This is a genomic window from Acinetobacter sp. P1332, from assembly GCF_044057475.1.
In the GTDB taxonomy this organism is placed as follows: Bacteria; Pseudomonadota; Gammaproteobacteria; order Pseudomonadales; family Moraxellaceae; genus Acinetobacter; species Acinetobacter johnsonii.
This window is the reverse complement of record NZ_CP171157.1, coordinates 116,399-139,432: the sequence shown is the minus strand read 5'-3', so window position 1 is coordinate 139,432 and position 23,034 is coordinate 116,399. Positions and strand designations below refer to the sequence as shown.

The following is a 23,034-nucleotide window of genomic DNA, read 5'->3' as shown; positions in this document are numbered from 1 at the left end:
TTATTAAATCGCTTGCACCTGTGCTAAGGCTGCCGCAATGGCTTTGTCTTTCAGCTCTGGCCCCATATTCACGCCTTCAGCACGAATGATTTCAACATCGGTCACACCGGTAAAATTAAAGACGGTTTTTAAGAAGCCTTCTTGGAAGTCAACAGGACTATTTTCACCATAGACACCACCGCGACTACTGGCAATATAGGCTTTCTTGTCACCAGCCAAACCGACCGGGCCATTTTCAGTATATTTGAAAGTACGGCCTGCAACACTAATGCGGTCAATCCATGCTTTTAAAGTCGAAGTAATCCCGAAGTTATACATCGCTGCACCAATCACCACAACGTCCGCATCTAAGTACTGTTGAATAATACGTTCGCCCAGAGCCGATTGTTCTGCATTTTGACCCATTAAAATTTCTGCGTCTAAATGTGGAATCGGTTGCGTTGCCAAATCCAAATATTCAACCTCAACTTGCGCATGCTTTTCGCTAAGTTGCGAAACAATGGCTTGGCTCAACTGACGAGACACAGAAGCATCCGCCATAATACTTGAATCAATATGTAAAACTTTCATGGGATGTTCCAACATAATCTTTATTGAATAGTTGCATTTTAAAATAAGATTATCCTTAGAATAATAGGCCTATTCAAAACACTATGTTCTAAAAATAGAATGGTCTTTCCCTTCTGAGCTACATACTCAGTTCGTCACCTTTGATACCGTCTTTTTATAAGATTGTGATATGTTAAAAGTAATGTATAAGAAATCAATCACATTATTTAAAAAATAAAGCGGATATATCAAGGATGAAACGATTGAATGAGTTCATGGTTCTCAATATCTAAACAGCTAAGCAACAGCAAACTTTCTCATTATCTACTTGAAGAGGAAGTCATCATGAATTGGAGTACCTTGAAAAAGTGCATTCTGATGTTGGTTTTGGCTTGCATTATTCATGTTGCTTGGCTCGGTTGGGATAGCTTTATCCTACTGAACCCGCAATATTGGCAGGTGGTCAATCTCGATATTGTACGCATCCAATTTGTACTGAACTCTATCTTTTTACTGACCTTGTCAGGACTGATTTATCCCTGCTATGCCCTACATGATCGCGTCTGGGTGCAGCGTTTTTTACCCTATGTTGCAATCGGCATTTTTGTCATTTCTCTTTGCCAAGACAGTTATTTCGTTGGCGTATTAAGCCCAATGACTATGATTGCCTACATTTGTTTGCTGACCGTGGGCTTAGTCCTGTTTAAACGCAAAATCATTTATATCATGCTGATTCCAGCAACCAGCTTTTTGGTCTTCTCAGGCTATCTCAGTTTTATAGATGTCATGCCCTACTCTCCACTTTTCACCATTAACGGCAAGCTGTTTTATAATGGGTTTTGGTTATTTTCAATGCTGTATTTCATTACCCCTATTCTTGTCACTTGTCTGATTTTATTTGAAATCTTACTCAGCCAATGGCGGCATCGTGAGCGACTGATTCAACATTTAAGTTAGACCGACCAACTCACCAACGCCTTGAACCGCCGCAGTATTAACCAAAGCTTAAATGAGTTGCATCATGATAAAGATTGCCCCTATGCCATCGTGCTTTTAGACCTCGACCACTTTAAAAATATCAATGATCAATTTGGACATCATATGGGAGATACGGTTCTGATTGCCGTAAGTCAAAAATTGGGCCTTCATTTGCGTGAAAGTGATGTAGTCGGCCGTTTTGGGGTGAAGAATTTATACTCATTTTAAAGCAGTCTTCTGCCCTTAAAGCTCGTCAAATTGCGGAACGTTGCCGTGCAGCCATTGAAGATTTAGTGATTCAAAATGAAGATGGACGTGCAATTCGCATTACTGCCAGTTTCGGCATTGCCCTAGCGACGGATAAATTGAAACCGCAACAGCTTTTGGATCAAGCAGACAAAGCACTCTATGCCGCTAAAGCCAGTGGACGCAATCAAATCAAATGCTATCTGGAAATCAATTCCTGTAAGCTCAAATATAGCGCCGCATGTGCAGACACACAGCACATCTCATCCAACTAAACTGCTTCTGCCCGTGCCGCGTCAACCCATTTTATGACCGCAGGATGCTGCATAATGTGTTGCATATACTGCTGGCTACGTTCAGATACAGGCAGTGCATAACTCTTAAAGCGCATCACTACAGGGGCATAGAAGGCATCGGCTATAGAAAAATCACCAAATAGAAAGGGATGTTCATCTGCACGATGTGCCCAAATTTGTTCAATTCGTTCGACATCTGCTCTTAATTCAGCATGCTGCGCCCACAGAGCTTGCCCCTCAGCTATGCTGTACTGCGCTTGAATATTCATCGGGCACAATTGGCGTAGTGCCATAAAACTACTGTGCATTTCACAACTGATACTACGTGCTTGTGCTCTCAAATGAGCCAGTTTAGGCCACAGCGCTAAATCTGGATTTTGCTCGGCCAAATATTCACAGATGGCTAAAGAGTCCCAAATTTTAAATTCACCCACGTCCAATACGGGCACTTTAGCATTGGCATGAATGTGGGACAGTTGCTCTTTAAAACTGGGGTTTGTCGCATCAAAGCGAACCAGTGCCTCTTCAAAATCGATGTTAAATGCGGTCAAGACCAACCACGCTCGCATTGACCAGCTGGAGTAATTTTTATTGGCAATATATAAACGTTGCATCACCCTTCTCCCTCAGGTTAAAAACGTTGTAATTGAGCTAAAAGTTCAGCCTCAGTAAATGCACCGGTTAAACGTAAACCACGAATTTCTTGTTGTGAGGCATCTAAGAATAAATAGGTCGGTGGTCCTAAAATATCCCACTGGTTTAAAAGCACTTGATGGGTTGCATCGTAATGACTCAAATCCAATTTAATCAAATAATATGGCGCAAGCGCTTGCTGTACCGTTGCAGACTTTAATATACGGTGTTCAATCGGCTGACAAGCAACACACCAATCCGCATAGACATCGATAATGATCTTTTGACCTTTTGGTGCTTGTGCCAAGAGCTGCTTAAACTCCGCTGCCGTCGCTGCCACATGCCAACGCGCAGATGAAGCCACTGGTGCTTCAAAGAAACGCTGACTCTGCTGATATTGGCTATAAGCAATGTACGTCCCGCCAATAACTAAAGCCACGATATACAGCATACGCAACTGAGTTTTATGCCACATCAAACGATACAACACATAGATGATAAAGCTTAACCCTAGCAGCAGACTCAGGGCTTGCATCCATGTTTCAGAAAGCAAAGGACGTACAAAATACAACGCCAAAGCCAACATGATGAAAGCAAAGAATACCCGAACCTGATTCATCCACAGCCCAGCACGAGGCAATACCTTAGCGCCCAGTACGCTTGCCAGTAACAGCGGTGTACCCATACCAAAGCCTAAGGTGAACAGCAAAATGGCCCCTTGCCACTGGCTTTGTGTCTGTGAAATAAACAGTAAAGCGCCTGCCAAAGGCGCAGTCATACACGGTCCAACCAACAGCGCAGAGATCATGCCCATAATCGCAGCACTGATCAGGCTTCCACCCTTTTGCATAGACTGGATATGATCAAGTTTATTCACTACGGCTTGCGGCAGTTTAAGTTCAAACAAACCAAATAGATTGAGCGCGAATAAAACAAAAAGAATGCTAAAAGCAATCAGGGTGGATGGCTGTTGTAACCAACGCTGGAAGTTCAAACCTGCTGATGAGGCCACCAAGCCCAAAATGGCATAGATCATGGCCATACTGCACACAAAGACCAAGGCAATCATCCATGCTTTCAGGCCTTTGCTATCGCGAATAATTAATGAGGTTAAAATCGGCAACATCGGTAAAGAACACGGCGTAAACGCGAGTAATATCCCGAGGCCAAAGAACAGCAATAAACCATAGGCCAACGAGCTTTTGGCTAACTCTTCAGACCAAATTTGGTCTTGCGCAGCCATCATATCAGAAGCTATTGCGGCGGGTTCAGCAGTGACTGTGGGGTTGATCGGCTCAAATTGCGGATTCGACTGCGCGGCTAAATCTAACAGTCGTTTTGATCCACCCGCTTGATCTTGTAGGCTGACCAAGCTATTAACATCAGTTTTAAACTCAATGCTTTGCGGTGGATAGCAAATGCGATCTTTGGCACAGCCTTGCCAAGTCACCTTATAAGTTTGTGAAGCCTGTGTGTCTAAGTCAAATTGCACTTGTTGATAATAAACTTGGGTGTGTCCATAGTTTTCATCATACATATCATGCGCAGGCGGTAGCTCAAGCTTAAGGGGCTGACCCGCCTGTTGCACTTCAAATTTGTGCTGATACAGATAATACTGTTCAGGAATATTCCAGTGCAGTTGAGCCGTATGCTCAGTCGTAGATTCCACTGTAAATGGAAAAGCATCTTCAGCTGATAGGAGTGGAGTTTCTGCATGAACGTTTAGGATACTGGCCCAGATACACAGATTGATGATCAATACTGACAGTGCCAGATACCACGTTTTGCCGCTCATCCCCTTTTTCAGATGAAGATGCTTTTTCATAATATGTTCTTTTTTCTAATTAAAATAAGTATGAAACGCCAAGTCCTGAATAATAACTTTTATCTGAACCATTTAAGTCAACACCAATACTTGCGTCTAACTGCATCCGATTATTCACCGCATACATGACACCTGTACCGAGCGCATATTCATTGTCTTGACTTTCTGCTTTACGATAAACCAATTCAGAAAAACCGCTAAGTTTATCGGTAAATTGATATTCTAAAGTCGGAATTGCAGAAATGGCCCAATCACTATTTTGCACTTCATAACGCATAGTGATGGATGTCGACACGAGGTCGCTATAATCGTATGCCACCACAGATGACAGGCTATAAATATCATCTTCATTGGTGAAACCATCATTACCTGTGGCAATAATCGCTTCAGCCAGTACCGCCATACTCAAGCGTTCATCATCCAAAGGAATCGCCGCTTTCACACCCACACTGACATCACCCAAACCATCTGTTTCAGACTTATTGCCTGCCACTTTCATTTGTTGCCAAGAGGGCCCAGCCCAACCCAATTGCAATTCGATGTTTTCAGCTAAACCTGTGCGCAATAGCATATCTGCATTTAAGCTGGTGGTTTTGACTTTTTCACCATCAGCCGTGGTCGATTCAGCATAGTGCGCATTGGCCAAGCCCTGCTCCCAAGCCAACTGACCCACAGGCGTAATCCCTGTCCCTATGCCCGAACCCGGACGATCAAAAGAAAAATCTGCGGCCATCGCATTCATACTGAACCCAGCGGCTACACATAAACCTAAATGTTTTAATTGCATCATGATGATCTCGCTGTTTAAGCTAATTCTTTTGTCATTTTTGCACCATGCTGACGAAGCAACTCTAAAGTTTGCTTTTCTTCAGCCAATGCTTCGGCCCAATTAATTTCGTCAAACTCACAATCAAAGAATAAATCGCTAATGGAAGATAAAATAGTTAAACCGTCTTCATCTTTGGTGTTTGGATCGACTTTTTCGTCCAATAAACGTTTGACCGCTGGCGCACATGCAGCACTTGCCGCATCCCAAAGTGGGCCATAAATTTCTTCTGTATCCCACAAATGCAAGTTTGCTTTGCCATGAATCAGTTGTTCTAAAATATCTAAATGTACCGCTAGAGTCTGTTGTTTTTCTTGTTCTGACAGTGGTGCACCTGCTTCATACGCTTCGCAAATCGCTTCCCACCATTTGAATAAGCCGTCTGACCAGACAGAAATCACAGGTCCTTTTTCAGGATCGATAAAATTGAGACTTAACCCATCGGTCAATAGACGTTGAACTTGTTGAAGATCTAATTCTTCAAGTGCTTGCACGAAAGCTTGTTGTTGCGCGGTTAACATGGAGATGACGCTCTTCAATTCAGTTTATTCTATTATGCCGAATAAACGGGGCATTTGTTATCCGTAATGTTGGATAAAAGTGAGTACTCAGCATTAAAAAAGCCCCTGATTGAGGGGCTTTTTTTAAATTCGGTGAGGTTTAATCTTCCTCATCATCAACCAGGCCATCATCCTGATCTGCATATACAGGTTGGCCAGCACGTGGTTTATCATTTTTTTCAAAGGTATGTTCTAAACTACGTTTAAGGCGATCGATCGCGCCATGAATCGCTGTATCGACATTATGACCTTTATGATTTACAACCACGGGTTTTAAACCTGCAGGACGTGCTTCAATCATACATTGAATGTCGTCATCTCCGCCTTTATGGCTATTGGCATCACTTAGATGCACTGAAAAGTGGGTAATGCGCTCACTGTGACGTTGAAATTCTTGATTCAGCTCTTCGCGTATATAACTAATTAAACGGTCACTATTTTGAATGTTTTTATCTGTACGGATTTCTATGTTCATAAAATAACATCCTCTCTCTTTCTTTATTCGACTCTTTTTGTACGAAGATTTGTATCTCTTGGCACACTTGTAACTTACTGTTTTAACAGTATTCGACCATCTTCAATTGCTTTGGAATGTAACCTCCATAGATTGAATGATGAACACTTTTGAGTCTGCAGATCTGTGTCCTTCTCCTTTGAATATCGGGCCTAACTGAAAATTATGCAAGTGATATTTTTAAAAAAATATGAAAAGGATACTTATTGTGACAAGCCCTTACTTGCATGGCTAAAAACAGATGGATTTGATTCCATCTTCTAACTATTCACATGACTTCATTGGCTAGAATGAACAAAAAAATCTAATGATTACGACAACTTCAATTACGGCAGGAATGACTGCAAACATCGATCATTGATTCTTTGCAAACATCCCCAAATAATTGCAAACTCTGTTCCATTCTAGGATTTTCCCGAGCTGTATCATGTCGATATTGCTAAATTTATTATTCAATCACCTAACATTTTTTCCAAGAAGGTCCATATCAAATTAAGTGTCATGCCTGAAAGGTAACATTAAACCATTTGGTAAAAAAAGTATAAAAAATGGCTCATTTTGATATCTATCTTCCATGATGTTCGTCAAATTTGGCTTTATTTTTGCTTAATAATCGGTATCCTGTATCGGATTTTTTTGGGGAAATATTCATGAAACTGACTCAAATTGCTGCTTTCGTAGCATTATCTTCTGCTGCGGCAATTTCTCAAGCTGCGCCGATTTGGCAAGACTTTAGCATCACTGGTTTATATGGTGAAAACTATGCTCATCCTGTAAATATGGATGACAACAACCAGCAAACGACTGCAACTGTAGAATATACTGCTAAGTTAAAATATGGTGATTTTTTCGGCTTTGCTGACCGTGCTCACAATGACTTTGAAAACAGCACATATTTCGAGCTTTCTCCTCGTTTAAGCTTAAGCGCAGTGACAGGGACTAAATTAGAAGCTGGTCCGATCAAAGATATTTTAATTGCAGGAACATGGGAAGCGAACAGCTCTAACTACCCAGGTGCAGACTTCAATAACTACCTCTATGGTATTGGTTTTGATCTTGCTATTCCTTATTTCCAATATGCTCAACTTAACTTCTACAAAGCAGACAATGAAAAAGGGACTACTGATGACTACCAAATGACTGCTGCCTACGGTATCCCAGTTAAACTTGGTTCAGAAGATTTTCTTATTGACGGCTTCCTTGACTGGTCAACAGGTGAAAATGCAACTCATGCAAGTGAGTTAAACTGGACAACTCAATGGAAATGGAATGTAGGTAAACACATTTCTCCAGATACACGTCTTTATGTGGGTGTTGAGCACTCAGTTTGGAACAACAAATACGCCATCAAAGGTTTAGACCAAAATGACGTAAGTGCGTTAATCAAATACCACTTCTAATTCACTTTTGTGAATATCCAAAAGCAAGACTTCTGTCTTGCTTTTTTTTATGCAAAAGCAGCATGATAAAGCCCCAACGCATACAACCTTGCCTTCATGTCTTTTCTCATTCGTCCAACTACTGAACACGATCTGCCCGCGATCCAAAATATTTATAATGCAGAAGTCTTACATGGCATGGCCACTTGGAATGAACATGCCTATGATTTAGCGCATTTCCAAAAACAACTACTACACTTTCAACAAAACCAATTTCCATTTTGCGTGGTGGAAGACCAAGAAACGCAGGCCATTGCAGGCTTTGCAGACTATGCCACCTTCCGTAATTTTTCAGGCTATCGTTATACCGTTGAGCACTCGATTTATATTTCACCCAACTATGCCCGTCAAGGCTTAGGTCAACAGCTTTTAGCGTATTTGATTGAACAAGCAAAAATGCAGCACATGCATGTCATGGTTGCAGGGATTGACCACGCCAATCTGGCTTCAATTGCTTTGCATGAAAAGTTTGGCTTTGTACAAACTGGTTATATGCCCCAAGTCGGACAAAAGTTTGGGCAATGGCGTGATCTGGTGTTGATGCAATTGATGTTAAATCAGTGAGATTGGCGTTAAATTGTCACTGGTTACACTAATTACGGCATAGGTATGCTTAGCCGCATGTTCATAAAAGTTTCTCAGCTGAGCAAAGACTAAACTCAACTCGGCAAATTGCAATTCAATCGATTCAGTCTGGATGCCATGTTCCTGTTCTAAGCGTTTCAAACACGTGGTTTGCATATGTTTTTTAAAATCTTCGATATCCAGTTTTTCTAAAGCCTCTTGAACTTCAACCACACGAACCGCGGTGTTATAACGTACCTCTGTAAGTTGTTTTTGGCACTCTGCCAAGTGATGCTCGGCTTGCACACTCAAGGCCAGTAATGAAGTGCCAGACTTAAAACTGCCTTGTAATAAGGTCTGTAAGATTTTCCAGTTTTTACCTAAAAGCAGATGTGATTCGATGTGCTCCGAATTCAGCACATCGTCGACAGAAATCGATTCTAAAATCAACGTTTCCAAAGCATTGGGCGGAATACTTAATAATAATGTGTCCATATGGCTGCTCTTATTGTTGTTGCTTTCCCTTAGCTTAACGCGTCTAAAAGCATACTGCTCAAACAATTTGTATGAGTAATTTTTCATAAAAGACCCAAATCCCCGACAGTTCTTCAAATTCAAGAACTAGAAAAACACATACTCAAACGGATTAGCATGAGTAAATATGTATATTGGTGATGAAATCATGGATTTCCCAAGTGCTTTGGCGTTTTTGGTGGGACTATACAGGACGTAATTGTGATATTTTTCAGCTTGATAAAAAAATTCAAATTACACGTCTAGATCACCCCTAACCAAGTATTTATGCGCTAATATCTCATTTAATTATTCAAAATAATCAGAGGGTTCAATGGCAAAATTTTTAAATACGAGTGGTACTAATTTTTTTCTTGAAGAACTCATCAAAAATGCCAAAGAGCGTCTCATTTTAATTAGTCCTTATCTCCGTTTAAATGACCGAATTAAGGAATTGTTAGAAGATAAAGATCGTCTCAAAATTGACATTCGTATTGTCTATGGAAAAAGCGATTTACATCCAGACGAAATTAAATGGATGCAAAAATTGGATTATGTTCGCGTTAGTTTTTGCAAAAACTTACATGCAAAATGCTATATCAATGAAAGTGAATGTATTATTTCAAGTCTAAACCTTTATGAGTTCAGCCAAGTCAATAACAATGAAATGGGGATCTTAGTCCGGAAGTATGAAGATAATGAAGTCTTCAAAGATGCTTATGAAGAAGCTCAACGAATTATCCGTATTAGTGATGAAGTACGTATTACTCTAGATGAAGTAAAAGCTGAAGCTTCTCCAGTTTTAGAAATAAAAGAAAGCGAAGAAGAAATAATTTTTACCAAACTAACAACTGCAAAACTCGCAGCAAAAGTTGGAATTAAAACCCCAGACTTATTAGAAAAATTAGTCAATAAAGGCTATTTAAACCTTACAGAAAATGGAAAACATTTTCTTACCGATTCAGGAAAAGCTATTGGTGGTGAGTTCCGAACTGGTCAGTATGGTATTTATTTTCTATGGGATGAAAATACTGAAATTTAAAAATAATAAATCCCTCCAAACCTCCCTTTTAAAAGGGAGGCTGTCCCCTCTCCCTTTGGAAGAGGGGGAGAATAAAAAAGCTTAAATCGCTACCAATTCTCGAATACCTTTTGCAGGCATTTCACAGCCTGCCCCTTGCGCAATCACTTGTCCACGGGCCATGACGGTATATGCATCGGCCAGCTCCTCGGCAAAATCATAAAACTGCTCGACCAAAACCACCGCCATGTCGCCGCCATCCGCCAGTTTACGAATCACTCGGCCAATGTCTTTGATAATAGAAGGTTGAATGCCTTCTGTAGGCTCATCCAAAATCAATACCCGAGGCTCTGATGCTAAAGCACGCGCAATCGCCAGTTGCTGCTGCTGCCCACCCGATAAATCCCCACCTCGGCGGTGCTTCATTTCATCTAAAATGGGGAAAATTTCATACAAATGCTCAGGCACTCTTCGAGTTTTCGCTCCCTTAAACTTGGCCATGCCAATCAGGATATTTTCTTCGACAGTTAAGGTTGAAAAAATATCACGCCCTTGCGGCACATAAGCCAAACCTGCACGCACACGTTGCTCGGGACTCATTTTCGAGATGTCCTGACCATCAAGTAGAATCTGTCCGGACTTGATCGGTAAAATCCCCATTAAACATTTCAGTAAAGTGGTTTTCCCTACGCCATTCCGCCCCAGCACCACGGAGCACTCTCCCACAGGGGCCTGAAATGAAACATCTCTTAAAATATGACTGCCACCGTAAAACTGATTGACGTCTTTGACTTCTAACATGGTCGGCTCCTTAACGTCCTAAATATTTCTCAATCACATCCTCATTGGCCTGTACCTCAGCCAATGTACCTTCGGCTAAGATCGCCCCTTGAGCCAGTACCGTCACTTTTTCACTGATGGTGTCGATAAAGCTCATATCATGTTCAACCACCACCAAGGTGTGATTTTTCTTCAGCTCTAAACATAGCTCAGCGGTTCGTTCCGTTTCGGCATCAGTCATACCGGCCACGGGTTCATCGAGTAGAATCAGCTTAGGACGTTGCATAAGCAGCATGCCGATTTCCAACCATTGCTTTTGCCCATGTGACAACAGCCCCGCAGGTTTGTTTACCCATTCTTCTAGGCGAATTTGCGCTAAGGACTCCTCCAAAGCCAGCTGTGCGTCTGGATCTAGTTTGCTAAAAAAGCTTTTCTTCACCCGCTTATCTTTTGGTGCAGCAAGCAGTAAGTTTTCCATCACGCTAAAGTTTTCAAATACCGTTGGTTTTTGAAATTTACGCCCAATGCCTGCTTCCGCAATTTCCTCGGTACTCATCTTGGCCAAATCATAGTTTTGCCCAAAAAAAACCGAGCCTTCGGTCGGTCGGGTTTTGCCCGTAATCACATCCATTAGTGTGGTTTTACCTGCCCCATTGGGCCCAATGATGCAGCGTAGCTCGCCTTCTTGGATGTATAGCGATAAATCATTTAAGGCACGAAAAGCATCAAACCAAACACTGACTTTTTCCAAGTACAGTGCAATCCCATGACTGAAGTCGGCACCTTGTTCTTTGGGACGTCCATAGCCGTCTGAAGCATGGCCACCATGAGGTTGTATTAGCTCACTCATTCGCTACGCTCCTTTTTAAAACGGTCAAATAGACCAATCACACCTTTGGGTAAGAAAATAGTGACCACAATAAATAAAGCACCCAAGATCAATAACCATGCTTCTGGATAAGCCACGGTGAAATAGGTTTTCACGCCATTAATTAACCCTGCACCCAAAATTGGGCCAATCAAAGTCCCACGCCCACCCGCAGCCACCCATACCGCCATTTCAATCGAATTGACGGGGTTCATTTCACTCGGGTTAATAATGCCAGCTTGGGGCACATACAAGGCTCCTGCAATACCTGCAATTACTGCGGACAGCACCCATGCAGAAAGTTTGTACCACAGCGTGCGGTAGCCCAAATACTGCAAGCGGTTTTCACTGTCCCGAATCGCCCCCAGCACACGACCGTAGGGTTTATTCATTAAATGACGCAACCCTACAAAGCACAACATCAACACCAAAGCCGTTAGGGAACATAAGGTGGCACGCATGGAAGCAGAAGTGATATCCATGCCTAAAATAGTCTTAAAGCCTGTAAACCCATTGTTTCCGCCAAAGCCTGTTTCATTGCGGAAAAATAACAGTGCCGCAGCAAATGTCATGGCCTGCGTAATAATCGAGAAATACACGCCTTTAATTTTGGAGCGAAAGGCAAAGAAACCAAAGATGAAGGCCACCATACCGGGCACCAACACCACCAAGGCCAAAGCCCATAAGAAATGATTGCTGCCCACCCAATACCACGGCAGTTCAGTCCAGCTTAAAAAACGCATAAAGTCAGGCAGGCTGTCACCTGCCGTCTGGCGCATCAGATACATACCAAAGGCGTAGCCGCCGAGGGCAAAGTACAAGCCATGGCCTAGGCTTAAAATGCCTGCATACCCCCAAACCAAGTCCAGCGCCAAAGCCACCAGAGCCAAACACATGATTTTGCCAATCAAGGTGACCCAATACGCAGAGAGATGAAAGGCTGAATCGACTGGTAGTAAATGTAACCAAGGCAGGATCAGCATCACCGCAAAGCAGACCGCAATAGCGAGCGCACTATAAGGTTTATCGGAAAATAAAGAAGTGATTTTCATGCGCTTACTCCACAAAACGGCCTTTGATGGCAAACAAACCTTGTGGACGTTTTTGAATAAACAAAATCACAAGAACCAGTAGAATAATTTTTGCAAGAACAGCCCCCATCCCAATTTCAAGGACCGTACCGCTGATCCCTAAACCAAGTGCCGCCAGCACAGCTCCCCAAACTTGTCCAACACCACCCACAACAACAACCAAGAAAGCATCGATAATGTAGTTCTGACCCAAATCAGGCCCAACATTGCCCACCTGTGCTAAGGCACAGCCTGCTAGACCAGCCAGCCCAGAACCCAGCCCAAAGGCCAACATATCGATACGGCTAGAGCGAATACCGACAGCACGTGCCATTTGACGGTTTTGTGTTACGGCACGTACAAACAGACCAAAGCGGGTTTTATTGAGTAGGTAAACCAACAGCAGTAGCACCGCAACCGTAAACACAATAATGGCAATCCGGTTATACGGCAGCATCAAACTTGGACTCAGCGCTATCCCCCCCGATAACCAAGAAATATTCGAGACTTCAACATTTTGTGCGCCAAAAATCATCCGCACCAATTGCATCAAAATCAGACTGACCCCAAAAGTGGCCAACAAGGTTTCAAGCTGACGACCGTACAGTGGACGAATCACCGTCCGTTCAATCAACATGCCAATTAAGGCGCTCACCAAAAAGGCTGCAGGAATAGCTGCAATTAAATACCAATCGACATAACTACCTAAATAAGTCTTAAACAGGCTTTGCACCACATAGGTGGTATAGGCCCCAATCATAATCAACTCACCATGCGCCATATTAATCACACCAAGCAGGCCATAAGTGATGGCTAAACCGAGCGCTGCTAGCAGTAAAATACTGGCTGTACTGAAACCAGAAAATACATGCCCTGCCCATTCACTGACCTGAATCCGTGTTTTAATCTGACTTTTGGCATCCACCAACACGGCTTTAAGTTCTGGGTTCAAATTTGATTGAGTTAAAGCTTGCTCAACCAGTGCCAGCACCTCGGGACGATTGGAATCGGTAAGGACTTTAGCAGCCTGAATTTGGACTAAAACATCTGGACTTTCAAAGTCGAGGCGTGCTTTAAGCTGTGCCAAGCGCTGTTTAACTTTATTATTTTGTTCATGCAGATAGAGCTGATTAATCTGCGCAACATTCAGTTCAGACAGATTATTTTCTAAAATATCAATGGCTGCTAAACGTTGGGCAGATTCTTCAGATTTTAATTTGGCCTGTGCCTGCCCAAAGTTTAAGGCTTTACGTAAAGTGTTGACCAAAGTGACCTGAGACAAATCCCCCGGCCAAGTTTCAATCACTTGCTCATCGGGATAACGCAATAATTTTTCATTATTTTTTAAGATATACGTCGTGCCTGCACTATCCCGATACAGCTCATCACTGTCGATCAGTGCCACCAATCGATCAAATTCTTCAATCGTCCCCGGCCATTGGTTGAGCATGGCACGGCGCTCAGCAAACTCAGCTTTGACAAAACGTTGAATCGTATCATTTGATGCTGATACGCTTTGGGTCTGAGCAGAAAGTTGCGCCTCTTCAGCCCAAATACTGCTACTCACGAGCTGTGCCATTGCGCACAGCAGTGCAGCACAAAAAAATTTAAGATTCATAATATGACTTCCTTAAGCTTGCTTAAAACATCCCCCCATCGGGATGTGCTTACTGAAAAGCCCACAGCAATCGCAGCAGGCTCAACGCTTAAGACAATTATTTAGGAATGTACGGACTCCAAGGTTCCGCCTTAATCACATTTGGTGTTTTATAGACCACGTCAAACTGACCATCACCTCGAATTTCACCAATCATCACTGGTTTTTGTAGATGATGATTTTCAGCATCCATTTTTAAGGTATAGCCTGATGGTGCTTTGAACTCTTGACCAGCCATCGCAACGCGAACTTTATCAACATCAGTACTGCCTGCCTTTTCAACCGCTTGCTTCCACATATTAATGCCCACATAGGTGGCTTCCATCGGGTCATTGGTCACGATTTTGTCAGCATTCGGCAGTTTATATTCCACTGCATACTGCTTCATTTTATTGACAAATTCAGTATTGGTCGGGTTTTTCACCGACATGAAATAGTTCCAAGCAGCCAAATGTCCAACCAATGGTTTGGTATCAATACCACGGAGTTCTTCTTCACCCACAGAGAAAGCCATGACTGGAATATCCGAAGCTTTAATGCCTTGGTTGCCTAGCTCACGATAGAACGGTACGTTAGAATCACCATTGATGGTTGAAATGACCGCGGTTTTCTTACCCGCAGCAAATTTCTTCACATTTCCAACAATGGTTTGATAGTTACTATGACCAAAGGGGGTGTACTCTTCCATGATGTCCGCATCGGCCACACCTTTCGACTTCAAGAACGCACGTAAAATTTTATTGGTGGTGCGTGGGTAGACATAGTCCGTACCGAGTAGAACAAAGCGCTCTGCTTTACCGCCCTCTTCGCTCATCAAATATTCCACCGCAGGAATCGCCTGTTGGTTCGGTGCGGCGCCTGTATAGAAAATATTTTTCGACTGTTCCTGCCCCTCATACTGCACTGGATAGAACAATAAACCATTCAACTCTTCTACCACAGGTAACACTGACTTACGCGATACCGATGTCCATGAACCAAAAATCACCGCGACTTTATCTTGGGTAATGAGTTGACGTGCTTTTTCAGCAAATAAAGGCCAATCAGATGCTGGATCGACCACTACAGGTTCTAACTTTTTGCCCAGTACCCCACCGTTGGCATTAATTTCATTGATCGTCATCAATGCCGTGTCTTTGAGAGAGGTTTCAGAAATTGCCATGGTGCCTGAGAGCGAGTGCAAAATTCCGACTTTGATGGTGTCACCACTGCTCACTGCCACTGTTGGCTCAGACGTTGCTGTTTCCGCTTTCTCCGCAGGTTTTGAACAACCTGTCAAAGCAATAGTCCCCATCATTGCAGTTGCAAGGAATGTTTTAGTGAGTAATTTTTGTTGGAACATCTTGATTTTCTCCAAACTTGAAACTTAGGGTGCATTTTGCAATGCATGATTGTTATTCGCGCTATGAGTGCCAATTCAATTTCTATGCCAAGCAGGGTTTTATGATGTGAAAATCATTGTAAAAATTTTAATTATTTTAATTATTATCAATTATTTATTAATTATTAAATGCACTGCATTTTAGGTGGATTTTCGCCCAAATGGCTACTTTTCTGCATACAAACTTGTATACATCATGTGTTCCAAATCAATTCATTTCGCCTAATTCAGTCGATTGATCTGGAAAATTGTGCACAGATTAGGCGCAATTTTATTGCTCATCTGCGCAGCAAAAAGCCCGCAATGTGCGGGCTTTTTGATTTTGTCCTTAGCCGTACTTAAACCACTAACTCGGCCAAGTTACCTTTCTGCTCTAACCATTCTTTACGGTCACTCGAACGTTTTTTGGCCAGCAACTTGTCCAACAAACCAGCAGTAAAATGACTGTCATCCAAATCTAATTGCACCAAACGGCGTGTGTTTGGATCCAGCGTAGTTTCACGCAGTTGGCTTGCGTTCATTTCACCCAAACCTTTAAATCGAGTAATTTGCGGGTTCTTGGTTTTGCATTTTTTCAACATGCTTTCAAGCTCGTCATCGTCCAAGGCATAGTGCACATCTTTTGCATCATCAATTCGATACAACGGAGGCATCGCCACATACAGATGTCCTTCTTCAACCAAGATTGGAAAATGTTTCACAAACAAAGCACACAGCAGCGTCGCAATGTGTAGACCATCCGAGTCAGCATCGGCCAAAATACAGATCTTGCCATAACGTAATTCGGATAAATCATCCGACCCCGGATCGACCCCGATCGCAATGGCAATGTTATGCACTTCTTGCGAAGCCAAGACTTCATCAGAAGAGACTTCCCAAGTATTTAAGATTTTCCCACGAATAGGCATGATCGCTTGGAAGTTTTTATCACGCGCCTGCTTGGCTGAACCACCCGCAGAATCACCTTCCACAATGAACAGTTCAGACTCTTCTAGGGTATGTCCAACACAGTCTGACAATTTTCCGGGTAAAGTCGGACCTGCCACAATTTTCTTACGTTCAACTTTTTTCGCAGCTTTCAGACGACGACCTGCTTTCGAGATCGCCATTTCTGCCAACTGCATGGCAATATCGGAGTTTTGGTTCAACCATAGTGCAAAAGCATCTTTGGCAATGTTCTGGACAATGCCCGATGCTTCACGGCTAGATAAACGCTCTTTGGTTTGGCCTGAAAACTGTGGCTCTTGGAACTTCAACGACAAAATATAGTTCACACCATCCCAGACGTCTTCAGCTGACAGCTTCATATTGCGTGGCAGCAAGTTACGCAGTTCACAAAACTCACGCATTGCATCGGTCACACCTGAGCGTAGACCATTTACATGGGTTCCGCCCTGCGCAGTGGGAATCAGGTTCACATAACTTTCTTGGACCAACTCGCCGCCATCGACATTCCAACAAATGGCAAATTCGGCACTGGCACGCTCAGCATCTCCTGTTGCCACAAAGGCTGGATGAGGCAGAATCTCACGATCTTCAATTTCATCCATCAAATAATCGACGAGGCCATTTTCAAACTGCCAAACGATTTTTTCGTCATTGATTTGGTCGACATAATTGATTTGCAAACCAGCCGCCAAAACAGCTTTGGCTTTTAAGTTGTGCTTCAGCGCTTTCAAGGCAAATTTCGGTGAATCAAAATATTTGGCTTCAGGCCAAAAGTGAACGGTGGTTCCTGTCGCACGTTTCGGAGCTTTGCCTTCTAACACCGTCAAGGGCGCAGTCGGTTCACCCTGCTCAAACGCCATTTGATAGAGATTGCCTTGACGCTGAACTTCTACTTCGACTCGGCTAGATAAGGCATTTACCACGGAAATGCCTACACCATGCAAACCGCCTGAAAACTGGTAGTTGTCGGTACTGAATTTACCACCTGCATGCAGCTTAGTCAGGATGATCTCAATCCCGCTTTGACCATATTCGGGGTGAATATCGACAGGCATACCGCGACCATTGTCTTCGACTGAGAGTGAACCATCTTTATAAACGGTGACGGTAATTTTGTTGGCATGACCAGCCAGTGCCTCATCGACTGCATTATCAATAACCTCTTGCGCCAAATGGTTTGGGCGTGTGGTATCGGTATACATGCCGGGACGACGACGTACCGGATCTAAACCAGATAATACTTCAAGCGATTGAGCCGTATATTGAGACACGTTGTACTGTTTCCTTATTTTAAGCAGTCCGATAAAAACTGTAATGCCATCGGTATTTTGTCTGCGAAATCTTCCATCGCATGATTGCCTTGCGTTTCCGAGATCACGAGCGCTGCGCCATTATAATAGCGCTGTGCTTCACGATAATCCAAAACTTCATCGCCTTGTTGCAATAACACTAAAATTTTGTCTGCATCTTGCACAAATGGCAGTTCAATCTGTTCTAAATAGTCCAATTGCGCATCATCGAGCGTCCAATGTTCATTGACTCTATAGGGCAGTTGCGTCGCACCAAATAGATCTCGGAACAAATGCCATGGTTGCATAGCCGGATTGATCAGCACAGCCGGTACTGCCAACTTCGCGACCAGTTGTGTCGCATAAAATCCACCTAAACTACTGCCCACCAGTACTACCTGATCCAACTCCTGAATCAAGGCGGCCAATTTTTCTAAGGCCAAATGTGGCGGCATGTTCAAGTCTGGCAAATGCACGTGCCACTGTGGATGAGATTCGCAATAGCGTTTCAGCAATTGACCTTTAATCGATAAAGAACTGCTTTGAAAGCCATGTAAATAAATAATATTCATGCTGTACATTTACTCTTCTACATCATTTTTATTGAACTCAAAAGAGATGGCTTCAGCCGACTGTATTATTTTGTATGGATATAAAAATTGTCAGACAAAAAAATAAGGTCATCTGTGTATTCATCGCTATTGTAAAAGTTGTTCGAGATGAATTAGATAAGCTAGAGTGCTAAGAATTTATACCGTGATCGTTGAAAAAAATAAAGTCCCTTTGGACACAGAAACACAAGGGTAGAAAAAATGCCAAGTTTAACGCCTCTGCACGAGACCTATTGTAAATGGGATCGTACTCCTCCCAGCCAAGCCGACCTGCTTGAAGGGATTGCTCAGTTGGTGACAACTCGCTTAGGCGACGTCGTCCACGATTTAATTCAGGCCATTCAGCGTGAAATTTTAATCAGTTTATTTGGGATGAATGAAACCAGTTCCAAGAAGTTTCTGTCGACACGGTCAATTGAAAAAATTTACCAGTTTTCCTTCAATACCTTGCAAAACTACGGTAGCTATTTATTGGCGCCAAGTTTGCGTCATATCATTGAGAAATTTCCAAATTTGCATCGCAAACCCTTAACCCCAACCATGCATTATTTAGTCGGTGCAATCAATGGTGTTTTGGGCGACTATTTACTGAAATATCATAACCCTGTAGCGCTACCGATGGTATTTTATGATCATTACGGTGCTATCCAGCAAGGCGAGTTGTCTGGTCGCGTGGTGATTATGGTCCACGGTCTATGCATGAACCATTTGTACTGGAGCACGGCGCGTTATGGCGGTATAGGGGAAAAACTGCTGGCGCAACGTGCACAAAATACCATGCTATATCTCAACTACAACACGGGTCGTCGTATTTCAGCCAATGGGCGTAGCTTTGCCAACTCACTACAAGACTTACTCAACCGTAACCCACGGATTAGCTCGATTGATCTGATTGGGCACAGTATGGGCGGACTGGTTTCGCGCAGTGCGCTGTTCTACGGCAAACAAAATATGCAAAGTTGGATTCATGTGGTGGAAAACATGGTCTGTATTGGTTCTCCGCATCATGGTGCGGCTTTAGAACGTTTTGGCTTTCATTTGCAGGACAAATTGGGACGTTTCCCTTTTGTCAAAATTATTGGACATATCGTCAACATTCGCAGCAACGGTATTTTAGACTTACGTCATGGCAGTGTACGGGACGATGACTGGGAACATAATGAAGCGCGTATTGGTCATGTTGATGACAACCGTAAGCCAGCCCCTTTGCCCTCCCATATCAATACCTTCTTAGTGGCAGGTACGATTGAGTTTGAACATCGCAAATATCGTGCGCTCAATGTGATTGGGGATTACTTGGTAAGTGTGAAAAGTGCCTTAGGCGAGCATATGAATCCACGCTTTCAACTGAAAGTCCCCGATTCACATAAAGCCATTTTCTACGGCTTAAATCATTTTGAGCTACACACCGATGCCAGTGTTTCCGAACAAATCGTCAATTGGTTCTATCCAAATCCAACCGAAACGGAATATGGTCAAGTGCATGAATACATGATCGGGTTGGATGATTTGGAGGGCATTGCACTCACCTAAACTACTGATACATCCAATAAAAAAGCCAACATGACGTTGGCTTTTTTTATCTTTATTATTTTTTCTTCGCGTGGCTTGGATATTTACGCAACAGTTGCCACAGGCTAATCAACGCCAGTACCACAAAAAACACCAACGACCAAACAGGTAAAGACTGACCCAAGAAAGTCCAATCTACCAGTGCACATTCACCTGAACCTGTTAAAACTTGCTCAAACACAGCACGCAGCGGCAAAGTGTCTAACCAATAATCCAAGCCTGGGCCACAGCTCGGCACTTGATCAGGCGGTAAGCTCTGTAACCAAACGTGACGTGCTGCCACACCGGCCGACCATAAGATCGAGAGGCTGCCTAAAAATGCATAAAAGCGTTTAAAACCATTCGATGCTGGGTTATGCAAAAAGGCAATCAGCGAAATAATCCCCAGTCCAATCAGCCCCACACGTTGGAACACACAGAGTGGACATGGGTTTAACTGTAGCGGGCCATGCTCTAAATATAAGGCAAAGGCCATCCCAATGATACTGGCTAAAACCAAAACACCACTCACGAAGCGATAACTCCATTGCATGGTCAATCCTCTTAATTTTTTATCTAAATTGTGCAAGATACTGCTCAAAACTCAGTTGACTGTCTTGCTCTAATTGCTGTTGTTGTTGCAGTGATTGCGTAGCTAAATCGTCAAAATAAGCCCATGTCTCTGCACTCAACTGATGACGCTCATAACTCGATGCATGTTGTGCGGCCATTTGGCTACCAAAGCCCCATGTCCCACCAGCTTCCAGAGTATCTTCGATCATCTGCGCCGACAAAGTATCATCAACTTCAGCGACTCTCTGTTGCATGACTGTCATCGCTTTACTATACAGTGTGGTGTCATAGCACTGATCTAACAATACAACCAGTTCTTGCATCGCCTCTAAATGAGACTGACTCCATGCTTCAATTGGAAACGATTGCTCACCCACAGCAATTGCAGCATTCGGTGCACGACCACGATTGACCACTTCCGCTTGGTTTTTCTCGATTTGATCTTGCTCTGCCGCCAATAAGTCTGGGCTATCCAGCAGTAAGCAATACAGCGCCAACACTTCTAAGAAACCTGCGGTATCTTCATTGATCCCAATTGGGCTATACGGGTTCACATCCACCGCACGCAGTTCCACATAACCGACACCACGATTGCTCAGCGCTTGTGATGGTGTTTCACCTGCTAGCGGCACTTGCTTTGGACGCACCAAACTGTAGTACTCATTTTCAATTTGTAGGACATGATCATTAATTTGAATCGGCTCGCCCTGCGCATCGTTGAGGCCTAAGCGACTAAACGGCGCATAAGCGGTTTTGACTGCTTTTTGTAGGCCTTCGAGATAACCGTCGATATTGTTGTAATGAATCCCGAGCTGCTTTTGTGCTGAGTTTTGATAACCAAAGCGTCCCATGCGTAAAGCAGTTGCATACGGTAAATACAAGGTCCCGCGCAGCAATGGCAACAGATGATGTTCACGCCCTGTCATAAAACACTGGCAGACCGATGGACTTGCCCCGACCAAAAACATCACCAACGGCGTAAGGCGAATAAAGTTGCGGATCAATCCAAAATAGCGGTGACTACGATAGTCTTGTGCAGATAAGGCTTTTAGTGCTTCATCTGTTTCATGTTGTTGTAATTGTTCAAACAGTTGATCTGGAAAAGATAAGTTATAGTGTAAACCTGAAATGGTTTGCATACGGCGACCATAACGTACCCCTAAACCATGACGGTACAAGGTCTTGAACTTCCCGATATTTGAGCTGCCATATTGGGCTAATCGGATTTTATCGTCATTGTCATCCAACATGCATGGCATCGACAGCGGCCAGAGCTTTTCACCATGTTCCAGATGACGATGCGCCACGCTATGAATGTCTTTTAAATAATGCAACGCCTCAGTAATGCTGGGCTGGGGTGGTGTAATAAACTCTAATAAAGCTTCCGAATAATCCGTCGTAATATGCGGATGAGTCAGCGCAGAACCCAAAGCTTGCGGATGATCGGCTTGTGATAAAAAACCATCACTTTGCATGCGCAAACTTTCGCGCTCAATCCCGCGTAACATCCCTTGCAAAAGTGATGAATTGACCCAAGTCGGTAACACAGCTGTAGATTTAGATGCGGGTTGACCCATTACAATCTCACTTTTTGGAAGAAACAATTACAACGACGAATAAAATAAAATCATCAGTTTATATCAGTATAACGTGATTTTAATTCGGCACATTACACCCAGTCCTATTTTCAAGTAAACCATCTGTTCTATTTTTTCGGAAAATATTTATCACAAAGTTACGCTATTAGACATGTCAAAAGTGTGATTGTATTGAAGAATAAATGCTAAAGAATTGTAAACTTTATGAATTATCAAGAAATTTTAGATTTTTGGTTCGATCCCAAAAACCAAAGCTGGTGGTTTAGCCAAAATGATGCGTTCGATGCACTCATCGAAGAAAAATTTAAGACAATTCATCAACAAGCGGCGCATGCTGAGCTATGGTCTTGGCGCAGTAGTGCTGAAGGGCGTTTGGCTGAAATTATTGTGCTCGACCAACTGTCGAGAAACCTGTATCGCAACAGTTCTTTGGCCTTTGCTCAGGACGCTTTGGCCTTGGCTTTAGCACAAGAAGCCATCACGCTACAACTGGATGCAGCGCTGCCACCCATACAACGCAGTTTTTTATATATGCCCTTTATGCATAGTGAATCGAAACTTATTCATCAATATGCTTTAAAATTGTTCGAAGACTTAGGCAATCCGATTAACCTCGATTTTGAACAGCGTCACAAAGTGATTATCGATCGTTTTGGACGCTATCCGCATCGGAACCAAGTCCTTGGCCGCAACTCAAGCCAAGAAGAACTGGATTTTTTGACTCAGCCCAACAGCCATTTTTAA

Annotated in this window: 21 protein-coding genes and 1 pseudogene; 6 read left to right on the top strand and 16 right to left on the bottom strand. The window is 43.1% G+C overall.

What is annotated here, in order from left to right; genetic code table 11:
- Positions 1–3: 3 nt before the first annotated feature.
- The gene (locus ACFN7Z_RS00575; RefSeq protein ID WP_039890677.1) at positions 4–570 is read right to left on the bottom strand and encodes an FMN-dependent NADH-azoreductase; all 567 of its coding nucleotides are present in this window, start codon (positions 568–570) and stop codon (positions 4–6) included.
- Positions 571–816: 246 nt separating this feature from the next.
- On the opposite strand from ACFN7Z_RS00575, the pseudogene ACFN7Z_RS00570 reads away from it, so the two are divergent.
- Positions 817–2,048 (top strand): annotated as a pseudogene (locus tag ACFN7Z_RS00570) (GGDEF domain-containing protein).
- On the opposite strand, the gene ACFN7Z_RS00565 reads toward ACFN7Z_RS00570, so the two are convergent.
- From ACFN7Z_RS00565 to ACFN7Z_RS00545, 5 genes are all read right to left on the bottom strand, one after another.
- The gene (locus ACFN7Z_RS00565) at positions 2,045–2,683 is read right to left on the bottom strand and encodes a glutathione S-transferase family protein (protein ID WP_104221640.1); all 639 of its coding nucleotides are present in this window, start codon (positions 2,681–2,683) and stop codon (positions 2,045–2,047) included. The pseudogene ACFN7Z_RS00570 and the gene ACFN7Z_RS00565 overlap by 4 nt on opposite strands.
- A 17-nt stretch (positions 2,684–2,700) precedes the next feature.
- Positions 2,701–4,527, bottom strand: a complete 1,827-nt coding sequence (gene dsbD / locus ACFN7Z_RS00560) for a protein-disulfide reductase DsbD (protein WP_325086789.1) — start codon at positions 4,525–4,527, stop codon at positions 2,701–2,703.
- Between the two features lie 19 nt (positions 4,528–4,546).
- Positions 4,547–5,317, bottom strand: a complete 771-nt coding sequence (locus ACFN7Z_RS00555) for a transporter (protein ID WP_234304337.1) — start codon at positions 5,315–5,317, stop codon at positions 4,547–4,549.
- Between the two features lie 14 nt (positions 5,318–5,331).
- Positions 5,332–5,874, bottom strand: a complete 543-nt coding sequence (locus ACFN7Z_RS00550; protein WP_004978318.1) for a hypothetical protein — start codon at positions 5,872–5,874, stop codon at positions 5,332–5,334.
- Positions 5,875–6,013: 139 nt separating this feature from the next.
- Positions 6,014–6,388, bottom strand: coding sequence for an HPF/RaiA family ribosome-associated protein (locus tag ACFN7Z_RS00545; protein ID WP_004691760.1), 375 nt, complete (start codon positions 6,386–6,388; stop codon positions 6,014–6,016).
- A gap of 689 nt (positions 6,389–7,077) precedes the next feature.
- Between ACFN7Z_RS00545 and ACFN7Z_RS00540 the strand changes: the two genes are divergently transcribed.
- Both ACFN7Z_RS00540 and ACFN7Z_RS00535 read left to right on the top strand, forming a co-directional pair.
- Positions 7,078–7,827, top strand: a complete 750-nt coding sequence (locus ACFN7Z_RS00540) for an outer membrane protein OmpK (RefSeq protein ID WP_004978320.1) — start codon at positions 7,078–7,080, stop codon at positions 7,825–7,827.
- A 96-nt stretch (positions 7,828–7,923) separates the two neighbouring features.
- On the top strand, positions 7,924–8,430 hold the full coding sequence (locus ACFN7Z_RS00535) for a GNAT family N-acetyltransferase (RefSeq protein ID WP_279697958.1): 507 nt from the start codon (positions 7,924–7,926) through the stop codon (positions 8,428–8,430).
- On the opposite strand, the gene ACFN7Z_RS00530 is transcribed toward ACFN7Z_RS00535, so the two are convergent.
- Positions 8,419–8,925 (bottom strand): DUF1877 family protein, encoded by a 507-nt coding sequence (locus tag ACFN7Z_RS00530; RefSeq protein ID WP_279697957.1) that lies wholly within the window; start codon positions 8,923–8,925, stop codon positions 8,419–8,421. The two genes, ACFN7Z_RS00535 and ACFN7Z_RS00530, sit on opposite strands and share 12 nt — an antisense overlap.
- A 352-nt stretch (positions 8,926–9,277) precedes the next feature.
- Here ACFN7Z_RS00530 and ACFN7Z_RS00525 point away from each other — a divergent pair, with 352 nt between their 5' ends.
- Complete coding sequence (locus ACFN7Z_RS00525) at positions 9,278–9,985, top strand: phospholipase D family protein (protein ID WP_114837816.1); 708 nt, start codon at positions 9,278–9,280, stop codon at positions 9,983–9,985.
- 81 nt (positions 9,986–10,066) lie between these two features.
- Here the strand turns inward: ACFN7Z_RS00525 and urtE are convergent, their stop codons facing one another.
- The 7 genes from urtE to ACFN7Z_RS00490 form a co-directional block, all read right to left on the bottom strand.
- A complete protein-coding gene (gene urtE, locus ACFN7Z_RS00520) occupies positions 10,067–10,765 on the bottom strand; it encodes an urea ABC transporter ATP-binding subunit UrtE (RefSeq protein ID WP_004978326.1) in 699 nt (232 codons plus the stop codon).
- Between the two features lie 10 nt (positions 10,766–10,775).
- The gene (gene urtD, locus ACFN7Z_RS00515; protein WP_279697955.1) at positions 10,776–11,594 is read right to left on the bottom strand and encodes an urea ABC transporter ATP-binding protein UrtD; all 819 of its coding nucleotides are present in this window, start codon (positions 11,592–11,594) and stop codon (positions 10,776–10,778) included.
- Positions 11,591–12,664, bottom strand: coding sequence for an urea ABC transporter permease subunit UrtC (gene urtC, locus ACFN7Z_RS00510; protein WP_395442380.1), 1,074 nt, complete (start codon positions 12,662–12,664; stop codon positions 11,591–11,593). Before urtC ends, urtD begins: the two co-directional genes overlap by 4 nt.
- 4 nt (positions 12,665–12,668) lie before the next feature.
- Complete coding sequence (urtB, locus tag ACFN7Z_RS00505) at positions 12,669–14,300, bottom strand: urea ABC transporter permease subunit UrtB (protein ID WP_058870532.1); 1,632 nt, start codon at positions 14,298–14,300, stop codon at positions 12,669–12,671.
- Positions 14,301–14,397: 97 nt separating this feature from the next.
- The gene (gene urtA / locus ACFN7Z_RS00500) at positions 14,398–15,681 is read right to left on the bottom strand and encodes an urea ABC transporter substrate-binding protein (RefSeq protein ID WP_395442378.1); all 1,284 of its coding nucleotides are present in this window, start codon (positions 15,679–15,681) and stop codon (positions 14,398–14,400) included.
- A 377-nt stretch (positions 15,682–16,058) separates the two neighbouring features.
- The gene (gene parE / locus ACFN7Z_RS00495) at positions 16,059–17,939 is read right to left on the bottom strand and encodes a DNA topoisomerase IV subunit B (RefSeq protein WP_130235480.1); all 1,881 of its coding nucleotides are present in this window, start codon (positions 17,937–17,939) and stop codon (positions 16,059–16,061) included.
- Positions 17,940–17,953: 14 nt separating this feature from the next.
- A complete protein-coding gene (locus ACFN7Z_RS00490) occupies positions 17,954–18,529 on the bottom strand; it encodes a YqiA/YcfP family alpha/beta fold hydrolase (RefSeq protein WP_004978340.1) in 576 nt (191 codons plus the stop codon).
- A 240-nt stretch (positions 18,530–18,769) separates the two neighbouring features.
- On the opposite strand from ACFN7Z_RS00490, the gene ACFN7Z_RS00485 reads away from it, so the two are divergent.
- Positions 18,770–20,101 (top strand): GPI inositol-deacylase, encoded by a 1,332-nt coding sequence (locus ACFN7Z_RS00485; RefSeq protein ID WP_234965003.1) that lies wholly within the window; start codon positions 18,770–18,772, stop codon positions 20,099–20,101.
- Positions 20,102–20,156: 55 nt separating this feature from the next.
- On the opposite strand, the gene ACFN7Z_RS00480 is transcribed toward ACFN7Z_RS00485, so the two are convergent.
- Together ACFN7Z_RS00480 and gshA are read right to left on the bottom strand one after the other, a co-directional pair.
- Positions 20,157–20,672 (bottom strand): disulfide bond formation protein B, encoded by a 516-nt coding sequence (locus ACFN7Z_RS00480; protein WP_004691779.1) that lies wholly within the window; start codon positions 20,670–20,672, stop codon positions 20,157–20,159.
- A 19-nt stretch (positions 20,673–20,691) separates the two neighbouring features.
- Positions 20,692–22,269, bottom strand: a complete 1,578-nt coding sequence (gene gshA, locus ACFN7Z_RS00475; protein WP_395442375.1) for a glutamate--cysteine ligase — start codon at positions 22,267–22,269, stop codon at positions 20,692–20,694.
- Positions 22,270–22,494: 225 nt separating this feature from the next.
- Here gshA and ACFN7Z_RS00470 point away from each other — a divergent pair, with 225 nt between their 5' ends.
- Entirely contained in the window at positions 22,495–23,034 is a 540-nt protein-coding gene (locus ACFN7Z_RS00470; protein ID WP_130235484.1) for a DUF924 family protein, read from the top strand.